The 24522-nt window shown below is 56.7% G+C and carries 19 protein-coding genes; 12 read left to right on the forward strand and 7 right to left on the reverse strand.

What is annotated here, in order from left to right; translation table 11 throughout:
* Positions 1 to 5 precede the first annotated feature (5 nt).
* Positions 6 to 1562 (reverse strand): methyl-accepting chemotaxis protein, encoded by a 1557-nt coding sequence (locus LN244_RS06450; RefSeq protein WP_239042027.1) that lies wholly within the window; start codon positions 1560 to 1562, stop codon positions 6 to 8.
* Between the two features lie 258 nt (positions 1563 to 1820).
* Here LN244_RS06450 and LN244_RS06455 point away from each other — a divergent pair, with 258 nt between their 5' ends.
* Genes LN244_RS06455 through LN244_RS06470 form a run of 4 tightly spaced genes read left to right on the forward strand, consistent with a single transcriptional unit; the run spans position 1821 to position 5151 of the window.
* Entirely contained in the window at positions 1821 to 3467 is a 1647-nt protein-coding gene (locus tag LN244_RS06455; RefSeq protein ID WP_239042028.1) for an AMP-binding protein, read from the forward strand.
* Positions 3464 to 3919 (forward strand): PaaI family thioesterase, encoded by a 456-nt coding sequence (locus LN244_RS06460; protein WP_239042029.1) that lies wholly within the window; start codon positions 3464 to 3466, stop codon positions 3917 to 3919. Before LN244_RS06455 ends, LN244_RS06460 begins: the two co-directional genes overlap by 4 nt.
* A gap of 3 nt (positions 3920 to 3922) precedes the next feature.
* Positions 3923 to 4342 (forward strand): PaaI family thioesterase, encoded by a 420-nt coding sequence (locus LN244_RS06465; RefSeq protein WP_239042030.1) that lies wholly within the window; start codon positions 3923 to 3925, stop codon positions 4340 to 4342.
* A complete protein-coding gene (locus LN244_RS06470) occupies positions 4339 to 5151 on the forward strand; it encodes an alpha/beta fold hydrolase (protein WP_239042031.1) in 813 nt (270 codons plus the stop codon). Before LN244_RS06465 ends, LN244_RS06470 begins: the two co-directional genes overlap by 4 nt.
* On the opposite strand, the gene LN244_RS06475 is transcribed toward LN244_RS06470, so the two are convergent.
* Both LN244_RS06475 and LN244_RS06480 read right to left on the reverse strand, forming a co-directional pair.
* A complete protein-coding gene (locus LN244_RS06475; protein WP_239042032.1) occupies positions 5148 to 5756 on the reverse strand; it encodes a response regulator transcription factor in 609 nt (202 codons plus the stop codon). The genes LN244_RS06470 and LN244_RS06475 overlap by 4 nt on opposite strands.
* Positions 5753 to 7270: a PAS domain-containing sensor histidine kinase gene (locus tag LN244_RS06480; RefSeq protein WP_239042033.1), complete on the reverse strand. Its 1518-nt coding sequence runs from the start codon at positions 7268 to 7270 to the stop codon at positions 5753 to 5755. The genes LN244_RS06475 and LN244_RS06480 overlap by 4 nt, the downstream gene beginning before the upstream one ends.
* A gap of 199 nt (positions 7271 to 7469) precedes the next feature.
* On the opposite strand from LN244_RS06480, the gene LN244_RS06485 reads away from it, so the two are divergent.
* Positions 7470 to 9107 carry an acyl-CoA synthetase gene (locus LN244_RS06485; RefSeq protein WP_239042034.1) on the forward strand — a complete coding sequence of 546 codons (1638 nt, stop codon included), beginning with the start codon at positions 7470 to 7472 and terminating at the stop codon, positions 9105 to 9107.
* Between the two features lie 76 nt (positions 9108 to 9183).
* Here the strand turns inward: LN244_RS06485 and ppiC are convergent, their stop codons facing one another.
* Positions 9184 to 9462, reverse strand: a complete 279-nt coding sequence (gene ppiC / locus LN244_RS06490) for a peptidylprolyl isomerase PpiC (protein WP_239042035.1) — start codon at positions 9460 to 9462, stop codon at positions 9184 to 9186.
* A gap of 392 nt (positions 9463 to 9854) precedes the next feature.
* On the opposite strand from ppiC, the gene LN244_RS06495 reads away from it, so the two are divergent.
* The gene (locus LN244_RS06495) at positions 9855 to 10262 is read left to right on the forward strand and encodes a GFA family protein (RefSeq protein WP_239042036.1); all 408 of its coding nucleotides are present in this window, start codon (positions 9855 to 9857) and stop codon (positions 10260 to 10262) included.
* Between the two features lie 127 nt (positions 10263 to 10389).
* On the forward strand, positions 10390 to 10791 hold the full coding sequence (locus LN244_RS06500; protein WP_239042037.1) for a GFA family protein: 402 nt from the start codon (positions 10390 to 10392) through the stop codon (positions 10789 to 10791).
* 111 nt (positions 10792 to 10902) lie between these two features.
* Here the strand turns inward: LN244_RS06500 and LN244_RS06505 are convergent, their stop codons facing one another.
* Together LN244_RS06505 and LN244_RS06510 are read right to left on the reverse strand one after the other, a co-directional pair.
* Positions 10903 to 11487 (reverse strand): HAD family hydrolase, encoded by a 585-nt coding sequence (locus tag LN244_RS06505; protein ID WP_239042038.1) that lies wholly within the window; start codon positions 11485 to 11487, stop codon positions 10903 to 10905.
* A 224-nt stretch (positions 11488 to 11711) separates the two neighbouring features.
* A complete protein-coding gene (locus tag LN244_RS06510; protein ID WP_239042039.1) occupies positions 11712 to 12143 on the reverse strand; it encodes a MaoC family dehydratase in 432 nt (143 codons plus the stop codon).
* Positions 12144 to 12339: 196 nt separating this feature from the next.
* On the opposite strand from LN244_RS06510, the gene LN244_RS06515 reads away from it, so the two are divergent.
* The 5 genes from LN244_RS06515 (at position 12340) to pbpC (ending at position 23237) form a co-directional block, all read left to right on the forward strand.
* The gene (locus tag LN244_RS06515) at positions 12340 to 14118 is read left to right on the forward strand and encodes an acyl-CoA dehydrogenase family protein (RefSeq protein WP_239042040.1); all 1779 of its coding nucleotides are present in this window, start codon (positions 12340 to 12342) and stop codon (positions 14116 to 14118) included.
* An 82-nt stretch (positions 14119 to 14200) separates the two neighbouring features.
* Positions 14201 to 14608 carry a MarR family winged helix-turn-helix transcriptional regulator gene (locus tag LN244_RS06520; protein ID WP_239042041.1) on the forward strand — a complete coding sequence of 136 codons (408 nt, stop codon included), beginning with the start codon at positions 14201 to 14203 and terminating at the stop codon, positions 14606 to 14608.
* Positions 14609 to 14709: 101 nt separating this feature from the next.
* Complete coding sequence (locus tag LN244_RS06525) at positions 14710 to 15924, forward strand: YbfB/YjiJ family MFS transporter (RefSeq protein WP_239042042.1); 1215 nt, start codon at positions 14710 to 14712, stop codon at positions 15922 to 15924.
* A gap of 89 nt (positions 15925 to 16013) precedes the next feature.
* Complete coding sequence (locus LN244_RS06530; protein WP_239042043.1) at positions 16014 to 20903, forward strand: alpha-2-macroglobulin family protein; 4890 nt, start codon at positions 16014 to 16016, stop codon at positions 20901 to 20903.
* Between the two features lie 6 nt (positions 20904 to 20909).
* Complete coding sequence (gene pbpC / locus LN244_RS06535) at positions 20910 to 23237, forward strand: penicillin-binding protein 1C (RefSeq protein ID WP_239042044.1); 2328 nt, start codon at positions 20910 to 20912, stop codon at positions 23235 to 23237.
* On the opposite strand, the gene LN244_RS06540 is transcribed toward pbpC, so the two are convergent.
* On the reverse strand, positions 23206 to 24420 hold the full coding sequence (locus LN244_RS06540; RefSeq protein WP_239042045.1) for a multidrug effflux MFS transporter: 1215 nt from the start codon (positions 24418 to 24420) through the stop codon (positions 23206 to 23208). The genes pbpC and LN244_RS06540 overlap by 32 nt on opposite strands.
* Positions 24421 to 24522: the final 102 nt, after the last annotated feature.

Here is a 24522-nt window from a genome sequence, read left to right on the forward strand (position 1 = left end):
GGGTATCAAGCCTGCTGGATACAGCTCACCAGCGAGCGCTGACGCTCAGCGAGCTGGGCTGCCCGATTGTTGAGCTCCAGCGTCATGCTGGCACCTTCGACTGTACGCCCTGCGCCGTCACTGAGCAGCTGGATTCGCTGACCGACTTCATGAGTTACGCTGTTTTGCTCCTCGCTGGCGCTGGCCAGTTGGGTCGCCATGTCGCTGATCTGTTCTATTGCATGGAGCACTTCCAGTAGCGTACGGCCGGCGGTTTCGATGTGATCGACGCCCTGACCAGACAGGGAACGCTTTGCGTGCATCGCGCTGACGATGGCATCGGTTTGCTGCTGGAGTGCCGCGATCATTTTCTGAATCTCGCTGGTGGACTGCTGAGTGCGTTGCGCGAGCTGTCGCACCTCATCCGCGACTACTGCGAATCCGCGACCGTTTTCACCGGCTCGGGCCGCTTCGATGGCAGCATTCAGTGCCAGCAGGTTGGTTTGTTCTGCAATATCACCGATCACCTGGGTGATCGTGCCGATGGTATTGCTGTGTTGCTGCAGATCCGAGACCCGTTCAGTGGTGCTGGTGATCGAGGCATCCAGAGAGCGGATGCTGGCAACCGCCTGACTGACCACTTCCTGCCCCTGTCGCAAGCTGTCCTGTGCCTGCTGTGTTTGCATGGCGGTTTGTGCCGTACTGGCGCTCATCTCTTCAATGGTGGAGTTGATCTGACTCATTGCCGAGGCGACCTGTACCAGAGAGTCCTGCTGTTGCTGAATTTCTTCACAGGTGCTGTTCATGACCTTGACGGTTTCGACCGCGCCGCTCATCACTTCATCGGATGAGTATTGCATGCGCGTCAAAACGGCTTCCAGCTGCGACTGCAACAGGTGAATGGCCAATTGCAACTGGCCAATGTCATCATGAGTACCGGTATAAATCATCTGCTTGATCGGGTGGCTCACCAGCGTGCGGCTGTATCCGATCAGTTGATTGAGCGGGCGGCACAGCCAATGGGTGCATAGCAGTCCGAACAGCCAGGATAAAAAGAGGGCGACAAATGCAGTCGGCTGGCTCTCCGTACCCATGAGCATGAAAATTGCGATGGGCAGCAATGCCAGAGTGCCGGCCAGCTGCACCCGTCTTTCCAGCGTGGGAGTCTTCCAGCGCAGCGCGCGCGGGGTTTTACCCTGACGGCGAAGTCGATAGATTTCAGCTGCGCGCTCAATAGCCTCATCGGAGGGGTGACGGAAAATGCATTGGCACTCGATAATCCGGCCATTGTCGACCAGCGGAATCACATAGGCATCCAGCCACACAGGCGATCCATTGCTGGATTTGAGTTGCAGCATGCCCATCCAGGGCTGCTTGGCTGCGATGGTTTGCCACAGGTCCTTCATCGGACCCTCGGGCATATCGGGGTGGCGAAGATTCTGCAGCTTGGAGCTTTCGATCTCGTGCGCCGAGTAGCCGCACAGTGTCAGCAGGGCACTACTGGCTTCACGTATTTCTCCGGTTGGGCTGGTCACCAGAATCAGTTCGTTATGGTGAGTCGATGGCTTCTTTTTATTGTTCATGTCGTCCATTCCAGGTTTTTTAGGCACTTGTGCAAATTGCACGCCAATGCGAAAGCCCGATACTGGCGGGTTCTGACGACAATGAATATCCACTTTTTACATCATTTGCTCACATTCTGCAGAAATCACCTGAGCATTTGATGAAATCGGTGGGGGAGGTTTACGTCAACGAAAAGCGGTTATATATTCGGGATATCCCTTAAGGTAAACCTTAGCGCCTCAGATCCAATAATAAAGATAAGAAGAGGGAAGCACCTAATGAGCAAACAGGCTTATCAGCCGTTCTATGACCACTTCGATGTTGACCGGCTGGCAACGGAAGCACTGACAGGTGACTTGTCCGTTGGCATCAACGCCTGTCAGGAGGTCTGTGACAAATGGGCTTCAGACCCCGCCCGTATAGCGCTCAACTTCGAAGGGGTAGAACGGGCTCCTGAGAGTTGGAGTTTTGCACGCCTGCAGGAAGCAGCGGCACGATTTGCCAACCTGCTCAGGCAGCAGGGCGTTGGAAAAGGCGACCGCGTGGCTGGCCTTCTGCCGCGCACGCCCGAATTGTTGGTAGTCATTCTGGGCACACTCAGAGCGGGCGCCGTTTATCAGCCGCTGTTCACCGCTTTTGGCCCCGGTGCCATTGAATACCGTCTGGATAAGGCTGACACGCGCCTGGTCGTGACCGATGACCAGAACCGGTTCAAGCTGGACGCAGTTCAACAGTGTCCACCTATTGTTCGGGTAACGAGCAAGGGTGCCGATACTCATGAAGATTTGGACTTTCACCAGCAGATTCAGGCGCAGTCGAGCGATTTTGAGCCAGTTTTGATCGATGCGGATGACCCCATCCTGCAGATGTTCACCTCCGGTACCGTGGGCAAGTCCAAAGGGGTCGCTGTCCCTGCACGCGCCTTGCTGTCTTTCTATGTCTACATGCGATATGCCATCGACTTGCAACCGGATGATCGCTACTGGAATGTGGCTGACCCCGGTTGGGCCTATGGTCTGTATTATGCCGTGCTCGGGCCGCTGCTGCTGGGGGCAACGACGCACTTCAATGAAAACGGTTTTACCCCTGAAAGCACCTACGCCATGATCCGCAAATACAGGATCACTAACCTGGCTGCGGCTCCTACCGCCTATCGCATGCTGATGGCGAACGATCAGGTGCTGCCTGAAGGTGAAAAGCTTGGTCTTCGCGTCGCCAACAGTGCCGGCGAACCGCTTAATCCAGAAGTGATCAACTGGGTCAACCGTCGTCTGGGCTGCCCGGTCATGGACAGTTATGGTCAGACGGAAACCGGTATGACCTGCTGTAACCATCATGCACTGGAACACCAGGTGCGCGTGGGTTCAATGGGCTACTCGTTGCCGGGCCATCGGGTGGTCGCGCTGGATGGTGATTTCAAGGAAGTGGGCGCTGATGAAACCGGTCAGCTGGCCGTCGATGTGGACAGCTCGCCCCTGTTTTTCTTTCAGGGTTATACCTGGGGCGAAAAGGACCCCTTTCATGATCGCTACTACCTGACCGGCGATGTGGTGATCAGTCATGGTGATGGCAGTTTCTCTTTCACCGGGCGTGATGACGATATTATCACCACCGCCGGGTATCGCGTGGGTCCGGCTGATGTGGAGAGTACCCTGCTGGAACATCCGGCGGTGGCCGAGTCCGGTGTTGTTGGTAAGCCTGACAGCGCACGAGGTTCTGTAATCAAGGCCTATGTGGTGACCAAGCCACAGTTTGATGCGGATGAGAACCTTGCCGACGAGCTTAAAGAGCTGGTCCGCAATCGTCTGTCCACTCATGCCTTCCCGCGCGAGATTGAGTTTGTGCAGGAGCTGCCGAAAACGCCAAGCGGCAAGATTCAACGCTTCATTCTTCGCAACAAGGCGCGTGAGGAAGCGGATCAGTGAGTGAGCACGCAGAATTCAACCCGCGAAATCCTGAATATGAACAGGAGACGCGCCGTGTCTTTGATGAGGCACCCTTTATTCGTTCACTCGGTGTTGAATTGTGTGAATTCAAGCCGGGAGCATGCCTGACCCGGCTGCCATTGAAGCACGAGCACCGTCAACAGGATGGATTTGTCCATGCTGGAGTGCAGGCTACGCTGGCCGACCATACCGCCGGTACGGCAGGCGCAACCCTCACCGGGCCGGGCGAACGTGTGCTGACGGCCGAGTTCAAGATCAATCTGCTGCGTGCCGCTTCAGGGGAGGCTCTTGAATGCCGGGCGAGGGTGCTCAAGCCCGGTCGTATGCTGATCGTGGTGGAGTCGGATGTCTATGCCGTAGCCGAAGGTAAGCGGCAGCTGGTGTCCCGTGCCATGGTGACGTTGGCCGTCGTGGGCACGAGTAAGGAGTAAACGATGCAGGTCATGAGTGAAGAGGCAATGAAAGCGTTCCTGCAGGATCATTTCCCGCAGGGTGAACAGTATGGCCGTCTGGAAAACCTGGGCGATGGCTGGGCCGAGATGCGCCTGGCCGTTGGAGACGATCACCTGCGCCCAGGTGGCACCGTGTCCGGACCCACGATGATGGGATTGGCGGATGTGGCGCTTTATGCGGCACTGCTGAGCCGTATCGGCCCTGTAGCGCTGGCGGTCACCATCAATCTCAATATCAATTTCCTGCGAAAACCACGCCCGGATGCCGATCTTCTGGCACGGGCCGAACTGCTTAAGGTCGGCAAGCGTCTTGGCGTGGGCGAGGTGTATGTTCGTTCAGAGGGCGATGATGACCCCGTCGCACATGCCACCATCACCTACTCAATCCCGGAGGGCGCATGAGCGGGATTGAGTGGCAGGATGAACAGGTCCAATTGAATGATGGTGTCACCCTGCAGCTTCGCTGGGGGCGACAGCCTTCCGGTGAGGGTCGGCCGGTCATGGTGCTGCTCCATGAAGCCCTGGGTTGCATTGCAATGTGGAAGCGTTTTCCAGAGCAACTGGCGGAAGCGACAGGGCTGGATGTGCTTGTCTTCGAGCGCCGGGGCTATGGTCAGTCAAGCCCCATAACGCTGCCGAGACCGGATGACTATCTGGTCGAGGAGGGGGAGGTGTGGCTGCCTCAGCTACTGGATCGGCTGGGGCTGGAACATGTGATTCTGTTCGGTCACAGCGATGGGGGCTCCATCGCCCAGATCGGTGCGGCCAGCTGTGCGGATCAGGTCATTGCCATCATCACGCTGGCGGCGCATATCTATGTTGATCACCTGACACTGGCGGGGATTCGTGAAGCGGTGGAGCGCTATGAAACGACCGATTTGCCTCAGCGATTGGCCCGCTATCATGGTGACCGTACGGACCTGATTTTCAGAGCCTGGTCGGACACCTGGCTACGACCTTCATGCTACGAGAATCTGAACCTTAAACCCCAGCTGTCCCGTATTCGCTGTCCGGCGTTGATCATGCAGGGCGACAAGGACGAATATGGTGTGCCTGAGCAGGTCACGGATGCCTGCGAGGTCATCGGAGTCTATACCGAAGCGCATTTCATTGAAGGGTGCGGGCATGTTCCACATCTGGAAAAGCCCGCTGAGGTACTCATGCAGACGGTCGATTTTCTTCGCCGTATAAAAGTATTGCCTGCCGCCTAGAGCGACAGGCGATTATGCATTTGTACGAGGTGGGCCAGGCTCTCGGCCCGCATCTTGCCCATCACCCGTGAACGGTGAACCTCCACCGTTTTCGGGCTGATCCCCAGTGTTTCCGCAATCTCGCGGTTGGAATTTCCGGTTACCACCAGGTCCATGACTTCGCGCTCGCGGCGGCTGAGCGTGTCATGGAGCTCTCGCAGCTCACGTTCCTCGTTCTGCTCACTGAAGCGCTGTTGGGCTTCCTCCATGGCACGATCAACCAACTTGAGCAGAACATCGTCATCGAAAGGCTTTTCCAGGAAGTCGAGTGCCCCGTTTTTCATGGCCGTGACGGCCATGGGGACATCTCCGTGCCCCGTCAGGATGATCACTGGCAGGCGGATGTCCCGGTCCTGCATGATTTGCTGTAATGCCAGTCCATTGATTTCAGGCATACGGACGTCCAGCAGCATGCAGCCCGGACGTTGGTCATATGCGTCGAGAAACTCCTGTGCCGAAGCATAGCTTTCGATCTTGTAAGCGGTAGATTCGAGAAGCCACTGCACCGACTCGCGAAAGTCGGCGTCGTCGTCGATGATAAAAACGGTTGCGTTACTGATGCTCATGCCTGCCCCTTAAGCGGGAGTTGAAAATGGAAAGAGGTGCCACTTTTACCGTCGCTCTCGACCCAGAGGCGGCCTGAATGGCTTTCTATAATTGTATGTGAAATCGAGAGCCCCATACCGAGGCCGTTCTCCTTGGTCGTGGAGAAGGGTTCGAACAGCGTTTTTTGCTGCTCATCACTGATGCCGTGGCCCTGGTCCGACACGCTGACTTGCAGGCGGCGCCCTTCGATGCGCGTGCGGATAGTGACCGGACGCGGACGCATGGGACAGTCGCTGTAGGCTTCGATGGCGTTACGGATCAGGTTCAGCAGTACCTGTTCGATCTGCAAACGGTCCGCTTCAATGATCGGGTTGCTGTCGTCGAGGTCGAACTCAAAGCGGATGTCATGATCGATCGCCTCCTGCTTGAGAAAACGGGTGACTTCGATACAGGTTTCATTGATCGGGAAACTGACGCGCTGGAACTCGGTCCGGCGCACAAAGCGGCGCATTCGCTTGATGATCTCCGACGCGCGTTTGGCCTGCGTCGAGATCAGCTCCATCGCCCGTGTCACCTGACTGATCTCATTGATTTGGCCCTCTTCCAGTCGGCGGAAGGTGCCATTGCAGTAATTGATGATGGTCGCCAGAGGCTGGTTGACTTCATGGGCCAGTTCTGTGGCCATCTCGCCCACCGATAGCAAACGTGACATGTGGGCCATTTCAAGCTGCTGGCGCTTGGCTTTCTCTTCGGCCTGACGCTTGAGCGTGATATCGCGCGCAATGATCGAATAGTACTCGACCTGCATGTTCTCGGCCCGGTTGCGGTGGGCGATGATCTCGCGAATCTCGGCAATACGCCCCGGGTTACCGGCAGGGTAAAGTGGAATACTCCCATACCAGGTGCCATAGAGGGCCGCATGCTGCAATGCAGGCTCCACCAGGTTGTGCAGTATTTCCTGAGGGAACATCTGATTGAGATAGAACACCGCCAGATTTTCCCGCTCCGCACCAAAGGTGCGATAGGCGGTTTCGTTCATGTAAGTGAGCTGCAGGGTGCGGTGGTTGCAGAACAAGATCAGGTCGGATGAAGCCTCCACCACGCGGGCCAGACGCCGGGTTGCCTGTTGCGCCAGTTCGCGTTCGGTAACGTCGCGAGACACGCAAATGACCTCAAGCGGCTTGCCCTTTTCGTCACGAATGGTGCGGCTGGTGGTTTCCAGCCAGATGTAGTGGCCGTCACGGTGCTGGAAACGGTAGACATTAGTATACATGCCGCGGCGGTAACGCACGGACTCCGCACGCTTTTTCAGGTTGTCGGCATCATCCGGATGGAAGAGGTCATAGCCGGGTGTGCCGATGATGTCTTCAGCCTTGTAGCCAAGGACACGCTCAATCGCCGGGTTGACGTCAATGAAAGTCCACTCGGGCGTCGGCGTGTGCCGTGAAATCATGTCGGTGGACTGCTCGGCCAACAGGCGGTAGCGGTCGGCTTCCTGCAGGCATCGTTTCAGTTCCTGCTCCAGTGGTTGCATGCCGTTTCCTTTGTTGTTTTGTACTTGGTGCCTGCGGGGTAGAGGGCGCGACAGGAGGAGGCAGGCAGTGCTTGGCGTCAATGGTATGACGATTAGGTCCTATTGTGTAATAAGGGAAAATACGTATGATGAGGTCGTTGGATGGAATCAAATCAACCGAGGATGGCTCCCCCCTTTTTCCGGTGGAGAGGACTAAATAATGACAACGACTGACCATAATCCTTACATGCTGGGGCTGGATCAGAACCCGGCTAACTTTGCGACCCTGTCGCCGTTGAGTTTCATTGCTCGCACTGCTGCTGTTTATCCTGAGCGTACGGCCGTTATCCATAACCAGGTACGACGCAACTGGGCCGAGACCTACAGCCGCTGCTGCCGTCTGGCGAGCGCGCTGAGCCAGCGTGGAATCGGCAAGGGCGATACCGTTGCCGTGATGGCGCCCAACCTGCCGGAAGTGTTCGAAGCCCATTTCGGCGTACCGATGGCCGGCGCGGTGCTGAACGCGCTGAACATTCGTCTGGACGCTGAAGCTATCGCCTTCATCCTGCAGCATGGTGAAGCCAAGGTTGTTATCGTCGACCGTGAATTCTCCGAAGTGATCGACCGTGCGATCAAGATTGCCCGTATCAACCCGATCGTGATCGATATCGACGATGCCTCCTATGAAGGTGGCAACCTTATTGGCGAAATGGATTATGAAGCCTTTATTGCCAGCGGTGACCCGGAATACGACTGGGCTCTGCCGGCGGATGAGTGGGATGCCATCACTCTGAACTACACCTCCGGTACCACCGGTGATCCCAAGGGTGTGGTGTATCACCACCGTGGCGCCTACCTGAACGCCATCAGCAACGTCGTGTCCTGGAATATGGGCGATGGTCCTGTGTACCTGTGGACGCTGCCAATGTTCCACTGCAATGGCTGGTGTTTCCCCTGGTCAATTGCTGCGGCAGCGGGCGTCAGCGTGTGCCTGCGCCATGTGCGCGCCGATGATATTTACAATCTGATCAAGGAAGAAAAGGTCGATCACTTCTGTGGCGCTCCAATCGTCCTGAACATGCTCAACAACGCCGACAGTGAACTGAAGGCGGGTATCGAGCATCAGGTCAAGGTGATGACCGCTGGCGCTGCACCGCCTGCTGCCGTTATCGAAGGCATGGAAAAGATGGGTTTCAGTGTGACCCACGTCTACGGTCTGACCGAAACCTACGGTCCTTGCGTAGTTTGCGCATGGCATGACAAGTGGGATGACCTGCCGATCGAAGACAAGGCGCGTCTCAAGTCCCGTCAGGGCGTCAAGGCGCCGATGCTGGAAGGCCTCATGGTCGCCAACCCGACGACACTTGAGCCGGTGCCACAGGATGGCAAGACCATCGGTGAGATCATGATGCGCGGTAATCTGGTGATGAAGGGCTACCTGAAAAACCCGACCACCACCGACAAGTCTTTTGAGGGTGGCTGGTTCCACTCGGGTGACCTGGCAGTATGGCACGAGGACGGTTACGTCGAGATCAAGGACCGCTCCAAGGACATCATCATTTCTGGAGGTGAAAACATCTCCAGTATCGAAGTGGAAGATGTGCTCTACCGTCATCCCCAGGTCATGGAAGCCGCTGTTGTGGCCCAGCACGACGAAAAATGGGGTGAAGTACCCTGTGCCTTTGTTACCCTGAAAGCGGGCGCCGAGGTCAGCGAGGAAGACATCATCCAGTTCTGTCGCGCCAACATGGCACGTTTCAAGGCGCCCAAGCGCGTTGTTTTCTGCGACCTGCCGAAGACGTCTACCGGTAAGATCCAGAAGTTCGTACTTCGAACCCAGGCGAACGAGACGGCTTAATCAGCACTTGATGCTGGTTGATACCAAAACCGCCACTCATGAGTGGCGGTTTTGGTTTATGGGGGCCAAGAGGTGGTCAGTTACGGTACAGCGTTTTGATCAAGTGGTAGCCGAAACGAGTCTTGATCGGGCCGTGCACTTTAAGCAAGGGGCGCTTGAACACAACATCGTCGAATGCTTTGACCATATCGCCGCGACGAAACTCACCCAGATCGCCGCCACGCTTGCCGGATGGGCAGATGGAGTAGCGCTTGGCCAGAGCGTCAAACTTTTTACCCTTCTTCAGCTGGTCAAGAATGTCCAGCGCCTCTTTCTCCGTCTTTACCAGTATGTGCAGTGCCGCTGCTGTCGCCATTGTATCTCACGCTGATCTGTTCAAATGTCAGGCGGTATTCTATCAATAAACGCACGGGTGGCGTACTGAATGGAGAGTGCCCGTCGATTCAGTCGAGGCCTTATGCCTTGAAGCGTTGAGTTGTTTTGTCGCCATTTTGGCTATGGCAACTTGAGTCAAACAGGGACAATATCAACACGAGAACGGGATGGCCGCTGCGTGAAGCTGTGCACGGCAAAGCACACCAAAGCCCAGGCTTGAGTGCATCGAAGAAACTGGCTTGATTGTTTTCGCGCCTGCCTGAGACTTTCTAATCTCGGGTTGTGTACCTGGCCTAAACACTCGCATGTTGCTCGCCCATGCTGGGATGGAAGCTCCATTACATTACGCTTCAATAAGGAGATGTGCTCGACATGACTGATCGTTTCCAGGGTTCGTGTTTATGTGGTCATGTGCGTTTTTCCGTCAGTGGATTCAGCGAAAAAGCGGCCAATTGCCATTGTTCCATGTGCCGTAAGTTTCATGGTGCAGCCTTTGGAACCTTGGTCGAAGTGCAAGATTTAAGCTGGCTTTCGGGTAAGGACCTTCTCAAAGAGTTTGTTGCACCCAATGGCACAACACGGACATTCTGCTCGAACTGTGGCTCCAGTCTGGGGTTTCGTATGAAAGCTGAACCTCTGGAACGCATGGAATTGGCAATCGCTACTTTTGATGTTGATATACCCGTAAGAATAGACGCTCAAATTTACACGGATTACAGAGCCAGCTGGTGTGAGCTCTATCCTGAGTTGCCTGCGTTTACTGAAGGGCGTTCGGAGTAGGCAACGCCATAATCTCGGCACAGGCAGCCTGCTGTAGCGTTTTGGTCAGCATCTGTTTTTGGGATTGAGGTGATTTTGCCAGGCAGAATCAATGTGTTCCTGAATCCATAATCTGGGAGGGATTCTGATGACCAACTATCCGGGCGCTTGCCTGTGTGGCACCGTGAGGTTCGAGGTGCATGGCGACTTCGACAGTTTTTACCTGTGTCACTGTCAACATTGCCAAAAAGATACGGGGTCGGCTCATGCGGCAAACTTGTTTGCTAAATCGGCCAGGTTGATCTGGCTGTCAGGTGAAGATGCCGTGACTTCATTTACGCTGCCCGGCACTCGCCACCACAAGAGCTTCTGCAAAATTTGTGGCTCAGCTTTACCCAGTACACCGCTTCCCGGTTTACTTGTTGTTCCCGCAGGATGCCTGGATGCCAAAATTCCACTAATGCCAACGGCGCACATTTTCACCGCCAGCAAGGCCAGTTGGGATGACACCTTCGAGGAAGTGCCCAGGTTTGAGGGGCTGCCAGAGTGAGCGGCGGTCACATGAGCGTTGGCAGTGGTGCGATGTGCTCGCACTGTGCTTCCATGCCTCGCAATTTCGATCGTTAAAGCTTGTGGGCTTGTTAGAGCGATGCGCCTTTCACTAGCGATCGTCAAACATGGCTTGATGCAGCAAGCCAAAGTGCTCGAAGGTATAGTCGGCCAGATGAGAATAGTCCGGCAGGGTTGTGTAATTGATCAGGCAAGATTTCATGTTCGCATTGCGACCTGCCTCCAGGTCATAGCGGTAATCACCCACCATCAAGATGCTGTGCGCGGGTAATGCGAAGTCATCAGCGATCTGTAACAGGGCTGTCGGGTCCGGCTTGGGCTTTGAATTCTCTCGGGTAATGACGCGCTCTATGGGAATGGCATTACGCTTGATTTTCACTCGTGAGGAGTGAAGCGAGTTGCGTGTGACGATCGCCATTGGAATTGAGTGCTTTATACAGGTATTGACGAACTCCTGAGCGCCCGGCAGCCATTCGCACTGTTGCGCATCCTGAACCTCGTGACGATGAATGATCGCCATCGCCTCTAATTGTTTGTGCTCGGGCAAGGTCTCCAGAAACGTCAGCACATCTGCCTCCGGAGGGCAGTCGATCTCCTGCTTGATGGCCTTGAAGTCCAGTGAGGATGACACAAGCGTACCGTCCAGATCGAAAATTACACCCTGTACCTGTTTCACGCGGTAGCCTCTGTCACTGTCATATAAAAATCGGATTCAATCAGGCCCTTCGCTGTTGAACGTGCTACAAGCCATTAGCCGAGACTTACGATAAATAAAGACTATTTGGTTCACCGCTTGAAGATGGGGACTCAAACACGCGCTGATGTGGTCATCATATGGCGTTTCTGGGCGAAAAAAAACCGGCGGGTCAGGCCGGCTTTTTTACAGAGTTGGCTATTTAATCAAGCCTCGCGACGATCCACCATGAAGGTGCCTTCACCGGTCGCAACCAGCGTCTCGCCTACATGTACGTCGGTGCGGCATTTCACGCGACGGCGGCGCTCGTCGATCTCGGTCACGGTCAGGCTTGCGGTGGCTGTATCACCGATGTGAACCGGCGCCTTGAACTTGAGCTGCTGATCCACGTAGATGGCGCCCGGTCCCGGCAGGCGGGTGCCGGCAACGGTGGAGATGAGGGCGGCGCTGAACATGCCGTGGACGATACGCTGCTTGAACGGAGTGGTCTTGGCGTATTCGTCATTGATGTGAATCGGGTTGTTATCGCCGGACAGACCGGCAAACAGCACCACATCGGCATCGGTAATGGTCTTGGCGTAGGACGCGCTCATGCCGACTTCCAGATCTTCCAGGTAGTAACCGTGCAAATCCTGCATTGAATCACTCTCTATGTTGTCAGATTTCGTGTGAGTATAACCAAAGTAGGGGGCGGTAAATCGCCTGAATGAACGATTCCCTACTTATCAAATCGATTGTCCGTGCTAATATAAGTGTATTCCCTTATTTTTATGAGTGCCAGCCTGAATGGTTCGGCATCCAATCACGAACACTAGATCGTCGAGAAGGTACCCTATGGCAGATTACAACGCTCCTCTGAAGGATATGAAGCTGACCCTGAATCATGTTGCGCGCATGACAGAGTTGGCAGAGAAGCCCGGCTTCGAAGACGCTTCCGCTGATATGGTGGATGCCATTCTGGAAGAGGCCGCGCGAGTTGCCCGTGATGTGGTTGCCCCGACCAACTGGGAAGGTGACCAGCAGGGGGTACAACTTAAAGACGGCACCGTTGTTTGTCCGGAGTCATTCAAGGACGCTTACCAGCAGTATGCCGAAGGCGGCTGGGGTTCTCTGCAGTTCGATCCCGAATATGGCGGTCAGGGCTTGCCATTTCTGTTGTCCATCCCGGTGATGGAAATGTGGCACTCGGCCAATATGGCCTGGGGTTTGTGCCCGATGTTGAGCCAGGGTGCTGTCGAGTGTCTGGATCTGAACGGCAGTGACGAGCTCAAGGCCAAGTACCTGCCGAAGCTGGTCAGCGGAGAATGGACCGGGACCATGAACCTGACCGAGTCCAACGCCGGTTCAGACCTCTCTGTGGTGCGTGCCAAGGCCGAGCCGGAAGGGGATCACTACCGCATCAGCGGCGAAAAAATCTTCATCACCTGGGGTGATCACGAGATGGCCGAGAACATCATCCATCTGGTACTGGCGCGCCTGCCGGATGCGCCAGCGGGTGTACGTGGCATCTCTCTGTTCCTGGTGCCCAAGTTTCTGGTCAATGACGATGGTTCACTGGGTGAGCGTAACACTGCCGGACCGCTGTCACTGGAACACAAGATGGGGATTCACGCCTCTGCAACCTGCGTGATGGGTTTCGATAATGCCATCGGTTATCTGGTGGGTGAGCCGAACCGAGGTCTGGCTTGCATGTTCACCATGATGAACAACGCACGCCTGAGTGTGGGTCTGCAAGGGGTATCCATTTCCGAGCGTGCCTATCAGCAGGCACTGCAGTATGCGTTCGAGCGTATTCAGGGCCCGGCTGTCGGTGCCAGGGAAGCGGGGCCGATCATTCGTCACGCCGATGTGCGCCGCATGCTGATGACCATGAAAACGCTGACCGAAGCCGGTCGTGCCATCGCCTATGACGCCTGTGGCAGTCTGGATTTCGCCGCCAAGGCTGAAAGCGACGAGGAGAAAGCGCGAGAGCAGGCCCGTGCAGCCCTGCTGACACCAATCGTAAAAGGCTGGTGTACCGAAGTGGCTCAGGAAGTGACCTCTCTGGGCGTGCAGATTCATGGGGGCATGGGGTTCATTGAGGAAACCGGTGCGGCCCAGCATTACCGCGATGCTCGAATCCTGCCGATCTATGAAGGCACCAACGGCATTCAGGCACTGGATCTGGTTGGTCGTAAGACACTGATGGACAAAGGTGAAGCTCTGGCTGCCTTGATCTCTGAAATGCGTGCTTCTCTGACCAGCTGTGACGCCTCCCTAATGGCTCAGGCCAAGCAGGTGGAAGAGGCGGTTGCCGGTCTCGAGACCGCTCGTGAGTTGCTGCTGAAGGGAGCTGAAGGCGATGCGCTGCTGCCAGGTGCTATCGCATACAACTTCATGATGCTGGCCGGTTACGTGTGTGGTGGATGGCAGCTGCTGCGTCAGGCAACTGCGGCGGTAAGACTCGCATCCGAAGGTGATGATGACCCTTACCTGAAGGCCAAGCAGGAGAGCGCGCGCTTTTACATGGCTCAGGTCCTGCCGCGCTGGAAAGGCTTCGCCGAGATGCTGAATGACGGCAGCCAGACCATCATGGCCCTGCCTGAAGAGCAGTTCGCCAGCGCCTGGCAGTAAGCCTGTCAGGTGCCTCCGACTGGATCAGCCGGAGGATCTGTTACACAATGCCCGGTAACTTGATGGTTACCGGGCTTTTTTTATGCAGTTCGATGATTGCCTTTTCTTCCACCTGACGACCGCTGCACGTCACGCCTCCCGTTATTGGAAACAGTCGGTATGCGAGTTTGGCATTACCGGAGTGCAGGCGATGGTTTTGAATGTGCTGCAGGAGCAGGATGAAATCACTTCGGCCTGTCTTGGCAAGAAAACCTGTCTTGATAGTGCCACGCTCAGTGGTGTACTGGACCGGTTGGAACGGGACGGGTTGTTGCAGCGCAAACCCTGTCAGGATGACGGCCGTGCCATCCGTGTCTTGCTGACCGACTCGGGCCGGGCACTGGCTGCACAGCTTTATCAGCGTATGGTTGAAGCCAACAATGCTTACCGGGCCAGGCTGTCCGATGAGGAGCTGGCGCAGTTGCAGGCGCTGCTGAAAGCACTGGGATAACGCATCTGCAATAAAGCTTGTATACAAGTTAATTCTTCGGGTACCTTTGATATCAGCTTGGATCGTTCCAAGAGTGGATCAATAACGATAAGGAACCCACGATGTCGGATCAGGCCCAACGTCTGAAGGTGCTCTTCGCTGGTATCTTCAGCCAGATTCTTTGTATCGGGATTGCCCGATTTTCCTATACGCCTCTGTTGCCGGTGATGCAGGATCAAACCTGGATCGGTGATGCAGAGGGCGGCTGGCTTGCGGCCATCAACTATGCCGGGTACATGTGTGGTGCCCTGATGGCGGCGATGCTCAGTGACCTCCAGCTTAAGGACCGAATCTACCGTATCTGTCTGCTGATGGCTGTGGTGACCACCGCCGGAATGGCCATGACCGAGAATATGGCCGTCTGGTCGCTGCTGCGCTTTCTGTCCGGGTTCAGCAGTGCCGGCTCCATGCTGATCGCATCCGGATTGATTCTGAACTGGCTGATTCGTCATCATCACCGGGGTGAATTGGGCATCCATTTTGCCGGTGTCGGGTTAGGGATCATGTTTGCCGCCATCGTGGTCGAAGCGATGCTCAGACTTACCCTGAACTGGGCCGATCAATGGCTCTGGTTTGCCGCTTTGGGCTGCGTGCTGGCCATTCCTGCCTGGCGCTGGCTGCCACCGCCTGCCAAGGTTGCCGTGACTCATGGTGGACAGCCAATGCTGGACCAGCCTCCAGGTGCACGTTTTCTCTGGCTGATGATGACCGCCTATTTTTGTGCCGGTTATGGCTATGTAATCAGTGCCACCTTTATCGTTACCATCGTTGAACGTGAGCCGGAATTGTCCGGTATGGGCCAGCTCGTGTTTCTGGTGGTCGGCCTGGCAGCAGCGCCGGCGGTGATGGTTTGGGATCTTGTCGCACGACGACTGGGTTACCTCGGCGCGTTGTTTGTGGCCTATCTGGTTCAGGTGGTCGGCATCGTCATGCCTACGCTCAGTGACAGCCTGACGGCCGTCCTGATCAGTGCCGTGTTGTATGGCGGAACTTTCATTGGCTGCGTCAGTCTGGTTCTGACCATGGCGGGACGGCTGTATCCCACCAAACCCGCCAAGCTGATGGGGAAAATGACGCTTTCCTACGGTGTCGCCCAGATCGTGGCGCCGGCTCTGACCGGTGTACTGGCAGAGCAGAGTGGCAACTACAACCTTGGATTGTGGTTGGCGGGTGGTTTTGTACTCCTGGGGGCCGCGTTGATTGTGATATTGAAATTGACCGACCGGACGGCGACCGAGCTTGATCAGAGCAACCGGCTTGTCACCGGAAGGCAGTAACGGCATGATGCTACTAAAGTTTCAAGGATAGGGTCGAAGCGCGATCACAGGGCGTGTATCGGCCCGCCGTACTGGCAACGGAGTCGATAATGCCCTCTCTCAAACGTTCGCTAGCCCTGCCCCTGCTCTTGGGAGCTTTGCTCACCGGATGTACTGATGATTCCTCTCACGAGAAATCAGTCGTGTCGCCGACACCCGAGCAGGCCGATACGGGTGGGAACGTCAGTCAAAACGCTTCTGAGCGAGTGGCGCTCAAGGTTCAGGACATCAGCGTGCAAAGCTGGCAGGGCCGCCAGGCGGTAGCGGTAACTCTCTCGACACCAGTTGCCCTGAACCAGCCTTTTGATCCCTGGCTGATGGTCGAGACCGAAAGTGGAGATGTGCTGGAAGGTGCCTGGATCGCCGACAAGCGGGGCAAAGTACTCTATTTCACCGGACTGGAGCCAGAGCGCAGTTACCGTGTTCGGGTACGCCCTGGCCTGATCGCGGCCAACGGCAGTACGCTTTCCAACCTGTCCAGTGTGGTCGTCGAGACACCTGCTCTCCAATCGGCACTGGGCTTTGCCGGTCGCGGCAATCTGCTGGCGCATCGTCTGCGTCAGGGTTTGCCGGTGATGGCGGTCAACGTGGAACAGGTTGATGTGGACTTCTATCGCATCCCCCAGGCCGGTCTGGTCGACTTTCTGGCGCGCTTCGGACAAGCCTCTCAGCTGAGCAGTTGGGATGCCGAACGCTATCTGGATAAGGTCAAGCTGAGCTGGTCCGGACGTTTTGACCTCAAGCTGGATCCCAACACCCGCGGCACACGTTATTTACCCATTCATGATGTGGAGGCGCTAAGCCAGAGTGGGGTGTATCTTGCAGTGATGCGTGAAGCCGGGAATATCAGTTACCGTTATCCCGCCACCTGGTTCGCAGTGACTGACCTCGGCGCACAGGTGCGCCTCTACGAAGACAAGCTGCAGGTGCAGGTCAATACGCTATCGGGTGCTGATCCTCTGGCTGCCGTCAAGCTGTACCTGCTGGACGACAAGGGGCACCGAATCGCTGAAGTTGCCACGGATCGAGAAGGGCGAGCCGCTTTTATGGCGGATCAACTTGAGCCGGGCGCTCTGGGTTCAGCCGCTCTGCTGGTGCTGCAGAAAGGGCCTGAGACCTCGCTGGTCCGCCTTAATGGTCCCATGCTGGATCTGGCCGAGTTCCCGGTATCGGGTCCGCAGCGCCTGCCGCAGGAAGTGTTCATCTACAGTCCCCGTGACCTTTATCGCCCGGGCGAGTCTCTCGTGTTCAGCGCCTTGCTGCGCTCCGAGCGAGGTGAAGCCGTACCCGGCATTACGCTATCCACACGTCTGGTTCAGCCGGATGGACGAGTCGTTGCCAGCCAGATGCTGGAACCGGGTGAGCTTAATTATTACCAGACCGAGCTTAAGTTGCCTGATGATGCTCCGACCGGAGAGTGGCGCTGGCAGGCACTGTTGCCGGATGGTAGCCAGCGTGAATATGCGTTACAGGTTGAGTCTTTCCTGCCGGAACGTATGGCATTGAATCTGGATGCAGCTGAACGTCTGTCCCCCGAGGCGGATTTCAGTGTTAGGGTGCAGGGCGATTTCCTCTATGGCGCTCCGGCTGCCGGCGCACGTTTGCAGTCTCAACTGATTGCCAGACTTGAGCCTCATCCTTTTCCTGCATTCAAGGACTACTGGTTTGGGCATCCCGCAGACAGTGCGCTTGAGCGACGTGAAGATCTGGCCGAAATCGAACTGGATGCCCAGGGGCGCGCTGAAATTAATGTGGAGTCCTTCTGGCAGGAATTGACCAGCCCGTTGCGGCTTCAGGCCTATACCAGCTTGCTGGATTCCGGCGGTCGCCCTGTCACGCGCCGGGCCGCTTCAGTGGTATTGCCAGCGGAGCAGTTACCGGGGATTCGACCGCTGTTTGCGAATGATCAGGTCGATTACGATGGCAATGCCGTGTTTGAACTGGTGCTGACCGATGGACAGGTCCGCCTGCCAGCTGAGTCGCTGCAACTGAGCCTGGTTCGTGAGCGCCGCGATTATCACTGGAGCTGGAGTGATGCTGACGGCTGGCAAAGTCACTTTACGGAGCGCCACTACACCGTCGAGCAGCGCGAGCTGAGCCTGGCTGAGAACGAGCGAGCTGAAGTCAGCCTGCCGGTTGAGTGGGGGTACTATCGGGTTGAACTCAAGGACCCGCAGACGGGGCTGGTATCGGCCTATCGCTTCCGTGCCGGCTGGGACCCTGATGCCCAGCTGATGGCGGGGCGTCCGGACCGAATCGGTTTGAGCCTTAACCAGCAGACCTACGCTGCCGGGGATGAGCTCAAGATACAGGTTCGGCCTCCTTCCGCCGGCAAGGGTTACCTGTTGCTCGAGTCCGATCGTTTGCTGCACCGTGAGCCGGTGGTGATCCCTGCTGAAGGCAAGGAGCTTTCACTAATACTCAAGCCGGAATGGATGCAGCAGAATCTTTATATCAGCGTACTGTTGTTGCAACCGGGGGATGCTGAAAAGGGCACCTTGCCGATGCGCATGATGGGCATCGAGCCGGTGCCGCTGGCAACGGAAGAGCAGGCGCTGGACGTGGCCTTTGATGCCTTGCCGTTGCAAGTACGTCCCGAACAGGAGATCGAGGTTCCATTGACGGTGTCCCGTCGCAATGGCCAACCGCTGCCGGATAAAGTGATGGTGACACTGGCGGCGGTTGATGTGGGTGTGTTGTCGATAACCGACTTCAATACTCCCGATCCGCTGGATTGGTTTTTCAAGCCGGGAGCGTACCCGGTCGAGGTGCGTGACAACTATTCCGACCTGATTGATGCCGAGGCAGGCGACATGGCACACCTGCGCTTTGGTGGGGATGCCGATCTGAGCAGGGGTGGGGCGCAGCCGCCTACCGATGTTCAGATCCTGTCTCTGTTCTCGGGAGCTGTGTCCGTCGACAGTGACGGGCGGGCGAGCATACCGCTGGCGCTGCCTGCATTCAACGGCAAAATACGTTTAATGGCGCTGGCTTTTTCAGAGGATAGCATGGGGGCCAGTGACCAAGAGCTGCAGGTTGTGGCACCGGTGGTTGCCGAGTTGAACCGACCGCGATTCCTGTCGCCGGGGGATCGCACAAGGCTGACGCTTGATCTGCACAACCGCACGGATCAACCGCAAATCCTGCAGGTAGAGATGACAGCAGGGCTGGGAATGTTGCTGGATGGTCGAGAAGGTATTTGGGAGCAGGCCGTCGAGCTGGCGCCCGGTGAGCGGACAACACTGGCCTTAACGGCGACAGCCGGACAGCAGTTTGGAGCAGTCCCCCTGTCATTAAAGGTCAGCGGTATTGCGGGTGAGACTGACATCGAACGCCAGTGGTGGCTGGGTATTCGTCCTGCGTGGCCGGCACAGTCTTTGAGCTGGCAACAGTCCATTAAACCGGGTGAATCCTTCAAGCTTGAAGGGCGTGCTCTTGAGGGCCTGTTGCCAAAGACACTGAATGCCCAATTGAGTCTGGACAGCCGCCCGCCCCTGGGTGTGGCGCAACACCTCAGTGAATTGAAAGCCTACCCTTACGGTTGTGCCGAACAGACCACCAGTGGTGTCTTTGCGCAGTTATATGTCACCTCCGAGCTGCTGGCCACCATGGGGCTTGAGGGTGAGTCTCCTGCCAAACGTCGCGCGGCGGTGGAACTGGCGATCCGTCGCCTGTTTGGCATGCAACGCAATAACGGCAGTTTCGGCCTCTGGAGCAAAGACAGTCCCGAGGAGCCCTGGCTAACGGTGTACATTACGGACTTCCTGTTGCGAGCCCGTGAGTCTGGTTACGCAGTCTCTGAGCCGGCCCTCAATGAAGCTCTGGAACAGATCAGTCGGTATCTGCGCAACCCGAGCCGAATCAATGGTGAGCTGTTGCATGACAGTCGTTCCCGCTTCGCCGTTCGTGCCTATGCCGCTCAGGTCTTGTCTCGCATCGGACAGGCGCCGTTGGCTGAGCTGCGTAATCTGCTGGACCATCGTGCAGAAGAATCAACCTCGCTCGCGATGATTCAATTGGGGCTTGCGCTGCAAAGCGCAGGGGATAGTACCCGGGCCGAGAAAGCCTTGCAGCGAGGGCTGTTGGGCATGACCCGTGACAGCTTCCTGCGTACGGATTACGGCAGTGTTGTACGTGATCGTGCGCTGGCCCTGTTCTGGTTGTTGGAGAACGGGCAACCGGAAAGCGAATGGCTGCCGCTGCTGGAATTGCTGCAGTCCTCCATGGTGGACAGGCGCTGGTTCAGCACTCAGGAGCGCAATGCGCTTTTCCTGGCAGGCCAGGCACTTGAGCAGCAGAGCGGCGGGGGTCTTCGGCTTGAAATCGGCGGTGTAATCGAAGCACAGGTCAGTCAGAGAAATCAGACATTCACGTTGTTCGGTGAATCCTTGCTTGAAGGTTTGAGCATTCGGAATTCGGGAGAGGGGAATGCCTGGTTAAATTTGGGCATTCAGGGTTACAGTGACCAGCCGCCCGCTGCCTACAGCCAGGGGATGAGTGTTGAACGTCGTTATTATGATGCCGATGGCCAGCCACTGGTACCTGAGCAATTGAAAACGGGGGATTTGGTACTGGTTGAACTGGATATACGCAGTGAGCAGTCAATCCCGGATGCGCTGATTGTGGATCTGTTGCCTGCCGGTCTTGAGCTTGAAAACCAGAATCTTGCTACCAGCCTGGCGATGTCGGAGCTGAAAATCGGCGATGAAAGCGTCAGTGATCTGATGGCCATGGTCGATCTGCGTCATCAGGAGTTTCGTGATGACCGGTATGTGGCGGCGGTGAAGCTGATGTTGGGCCGAGCACGGCTGTTCTATCTGGCTAGAGCCGTTACGCCGGGTGAATACCGTTGGCCGCCCAGCTTCGCTGAATCAATGTACCGTCCAGAGCTGCGACATCTTGGCAGCGATGCCGGTACCCTGAGCATCCGGGCACGCTGATTGCCGGTGCAAAGCAAACACCGGTTGTGGTGGCTGTTGCCGTTGGGCCTGCTGGTGCTGGCATGGGTACTTGATCGTCAGTACCCATTGCCCGCCGCGCCGCCACCGGCTACACGCGTGCTTGCCGAAGACGGTCAATTGCTGCGGGCTTTCCCGGCACCTGATGAAACCTGGCGATATCCGGTCACCCTTGCAGAGGTGGCACCGGTATATCTGGAAGTGCTCATGGCCTACGAGGATCGGGCATTTTACTACCATCCCGGTATCAATCCCTTTTCGATTGTGCGAGCAGCCTTCCAGAATCTTGGCGCCGGCAGAGTGGTATCAGGAGGCTCGACTCTCAGCATGCAGGTTGCCGGCATGCTGGACCCCTATCCACGAAACTGGACCGGCAAGCTGCAGCAGGCATTCAGAACCCTTCAGCTTGAGTGGCACTACAGCAAAGATGAAATTCTGACGCTCTATCTCAATCTGGCGCCCTTTGGCGGCATGCTGTCGGGAGTCGAGTCAGCCTCTCGTCATTACTTCGGCAAACCTGCCCGGCAGCTCAGTGATGCGGAAGCGGCTTTGCTGGCGGTCTTGCCACAGCGGCCCAGTGAATGGCGCCCTGATCGTTACCCTCAGCGTGCGCGAGAGGCGCGTGACAAGGTCTTGCAACGGATGCTCCAGTTGGGGCTATGGCCTGCGCAAAGAGTCAACGCCGCCAGGCGGGAGCCTGTCGCTGCACTGCCACCAGAGCCACCCTTGCTGGCCCCCCTGCTGGCGCAACGCCTGAAGGCGCATTGTCCCTCCTGTACCGAGATTCACAGCCTGGTGGATGCTGGCTTGCAGCGGCAGTTACAAGGGCTGGTGGAAAGCTATCGGGTGAGGCTGGATGAACGTCAGTCATTGGCGGTCATGGTGGTGCGGAATGCAGATCGTGCTGTGAGAGCGTATGTGGGCAGTGCCCACTTCGGTGATCAACTCAGTGAAGGGCATGTCGATATGGTGCGTGCCATTCGCTCTCCAGGCTCGACACTCAAGCCCTTTGCCTATGGCATGGCGCTGGATCGTGGTCTTATCCATTCGCATTCGTTGCTGATGGATACTCCCCGGCACGGGAAAACCTATCGACCACACAATTTTACCGGTGGCTTCAGTGGGCCGGTAACGGCCATCGAAGCCCTGCGGCGTTCACTCAATCTGCCGGTTGTGCAGCTGATGGAGCATCTGGGGCCTGATCGTTTTGTGGCAACCTTGCAAAATGCAGGCATGATCTTGCGAGGTGAAGGCCAGTTGCAGCCAAGCGAGGCCGTTGTGTTGGGCGGTGTTGGCACTACGCTGGAGTCACTGGTCGGTGTCTATACTGCGCTCGCACGAGAGGGGCTTGCAGGAGCGGTGAGGCTGCAGCCTCATGAGCCTGAACACAACCGTTGGGTGATGAGTGCAGGTGCGGCCTGGATCAGTTGGCACATGCTGGCGCAAAACCCCGTGAGGGCCCTGAATCCCTTGAGTGACAGGCCTTGGCAGCTGGCCTGGAAAACCGGAACCAGTTATGGCTATCGTGATGCCTGGGCGGTCGGAGTATCTCCACAATGGACCATTGGCGTTTGGGTGGGACGTCCCGATGGAAGTCCCAGTCCCGGTCGCTTTGGGCGGCAGATGGCTGCGCCCCTGCTGTTTCGGGTGCATCAATTGCTGCCTGAGATGGGAGTGCCCCTGAAGCAGCCGGAAAGTGTCAGTCGTCAACCGGTTTGCTGGCCTCTGGGGACTTTGAAACAGCAGCAGGATAATAAGGTCGACAACTGCCTTCAGCAGTTTGAGGCCTGGCTGTTGAATGATACTGCCCCGCCAACGCTGACACAGACGCCCGATATGCTTCAGCCACCATTGCTGCGTAAGGTTTGGCTGGATGAAGCCACGGGGCTTGGCGTTTCACCGAGTTGCAAGACAGCAGAGCAGCATCTGGAACAGCGCAGCATCGCACTCTGGCCGTTGCCGGTTGAACCCTGGATCAGGGCTGAGTGGCGGCGTGAATCACGACTGCCGCCAGCGGCCAACCGTTGCACCCGCCTCGTGGGGGGGCGCGAACGCCTTCGCATCATCGGTATCGAAAACGGGAACCATCTAAGGTTGCCGCCAGGCCGAGAGACACTTGAGATCGATCTTGGCGTCAGCGGAGCAACAGGCTCGCTGAATTGGTACCTGAATGGGGAATCATTAACGGCACTTCAAGGTAACCGATTGGCGCTGGCCCTGAAAAACAGTGGCCATTACCGGCTCAGCGTAGTTGATGCCAGCGGCAATACCGACTCCATCCAGTTCAGTTTTCAGCGTTCTCACACCGGTGACTAGCCCGGACACTTCGTGGCAATAGCCAGAGCCCCAACAGGTTTCCGGCAATGCTTGAAGTCAGCATCACGGCGATCATGGGCAAGGGGGTACCGTCACCCAACAGGCCTACCAGAGAGCCGGCTAATGCCCCGGCCGCAAAGCCGCTGGCGCCTACCAGTGCGGCAGCAGTTGCAGCCATGTTGGGGAAAAACTCGCTGGTACCGGCCATACCGTTCGAGATCACAAAGCCCTGAACACCGATGTAGAACATGATCAGTACGACGACAACCCAGAGGGGCGCTTCTGTCAGCGTAAACACCAGCATCAGAATACCGGCTGTCAAGAGCTGAACGCGTTGAGCCATTTGCAGTAATTGCTGGGACGAAAACCGGTGCAGCAGACGTATGTTGATCTGATTACAGGCCAGCAGAGTGACAATATTGAGACCAAACAGCACGGTGTAGAGGCTGGGAGAGGCACCATAGTAATGGATATAACTGCCCGATGATCCCGTGATGAAGGCGAACATGCCAGCATAACTGAATGCCACGGACAACAGATACCCGAGTGCGGTACGGTGTGAGAGTATCGTCGCATAACTGCGCAAGGGGTTGGGCATTGGGCCGGGCTGGGGAGTGCGTGTTTCCGGTAACTTCAACCACAGCACAAGTAACATCAGCAGTGCGTATGAGGCCAGAAAAAAGAATATGCTGCGCCAGTTGGCAACCTCCAGCAGGACGGTGCCCAGCACCGGAGCCAGCAGTGGAGCGGTCATCAGAATACTGGCCATGCGGCTCATTGCTCGAGCGCTTTCACGTCCGGAGTGACGATCACGAATGACGGCTGCCGAATTGACGACACTGACGCCGCCACCAAAGCCTTGAAGAATACGGGCTGCCAGCAGAGTTTCAATGGAGTTGGCCAGCATGGCCGCACAGGCGCCCAGAAAGAAAAGGCTCAGACCTGTGAAAATCGCCTTGCGGCGCCCAAAACGATCGGAGAAAGGCCCCCCGGTCAACTGGCCGCAGGCGAAGCCTGCCAGAAACAGACTAACGGACAGTTCTACCTGATGAATTGAAATACCCAGTTCGGCTGCGATGGTTGGAATTGCAGGCAGGTAGGCATCTGTCGATAAGGGGGCGAGCGCCGTCAAACCCGCCAACATCAGAATCAAGCCAGGTATGTGAAGGTGTTTAGCGGTCATGATTACGTCTCGTATGGCTAACAGGGGGCCTGTGTCCTGGTTTGAATAATGTGGAATGACCAGGATGCTCGAAGGAGCTGAAACTGAAATATAGTGTAATGT

This window comes from Marinobacterium sediminicola, assembly GCF_022343685.1.
Classification (GTDB): domain Bacteria; phylum Pseudomonadota; class Gammaproteobacteria; order Pseudomonadales; family Balneatricaceae; genus Marinobacterium; species Marinobacterium sediminicola.

Coding starts and splice junctions, on each gene's coding strand:
- LN244_RS06475 (WP_239042032.1), bottom strand. CDS start 5,756: ATGAGCATCAGTAACGCAACCGTTTTTATCATCGACGACGACGCCGAC.
- LN244_RS06465 (WP_239042030.1), top strand. CDS start 3,923: ATGCAGGTCATGAGTGAAGAGGCAATGAAAGCGTTCCTGCAGGATCAT.
- ppiC (WP_239042035.1), bottom strand. CDS start 9,462: ATGGCGACAGCAGCGGCACTGCACATACTGGTAAAGACGGAGAAAGAG.
- LN244_RS06500 (WP_239042037.1), top strand. CDS start 10,390: ATGACCAACTATCCGGGCGCTTGCCTGTGTGGCACCGTGAGGTTCGAG.
- LN244_RS06520 (WP_239042041.1), top strand. CDS start 14,201: ATGCAGTTCGATGATTGCCTTTTCTTCCACCTGACGACCGCTGCACGT.
- LN244_RS06510 (WP_239042039.1), bottom strand. CDS start 12,143: ATGCAGGATTTGCACGGTTACTACCTGGAAGATCTGGAAGTCGGCATG.
- LN244_RS06455 (WP_239042028.1), top strand. CDS start 1,821: ATGAGCAAACAGGCTTATCAGCCGTTCTATGACCACTTCGATGTTGAC.
- LN244_RS06540 (WP_239042045.1), bottom strand. CDS start 24,420: ATGACCGCTAAACACCTTCACATACCTGGCTTGATTCTGATGTTGGCG.
- LN244_RS06450 (WP_239042027.1), bottom strand. CDS start 1,562: ATGAACAATAAAAAGAAGCCATCGACTCACCATAACGAACTGATTCTG.
- LN244_RS06525 (WP_239042042.1), top strand. CDS start 14,710: ATGTCGGATCAGGCCCAACGTCTGAAGGTGCTCTTCGCTGGTATCTTC.
- LN244_RS06515 (WP_239042040.1), top strand. CDS start 12,340: ATGGCAGATTACAACGCTCCTCTGAAGGATATGAAGCTGACCCTGAAT.
- LN244_RS06485 (WP_239042034.1), top strand. CDS start 7,470: ATGACAACGACTGACCATAATCCTTACATGCTGGGGCTGGATCAGAAC.
- LN244_RS06480 (WP_239042033.1), bottom strand. CDS start 7,270: ATGCAACCACTGGAGCAGGAACTGAAACGATGCCTGCAGGAAGCCGAC.
- LN244_RS06470 (WP_239042031.1), top strand. CDS start 4,339: ATGAGCGGGATTGAGTGGCAGGATGAACAGGTCCAATTGAATGATGGT.
- LN244_RS06495 (WP_239042036.1), top strand. CDS start 9,855: ATGACTGATCGTTTCCAGGGTTCGTGTTTATGTGGTCATGTGCGTTTT.
- LN244_RS06530 (WP_239042043.1), top strand. CDS start 16,014: ATGCCCTCTCTCAAACGTTCGCTAGCCCTGCCCCTGCTCTTGGGAGCT.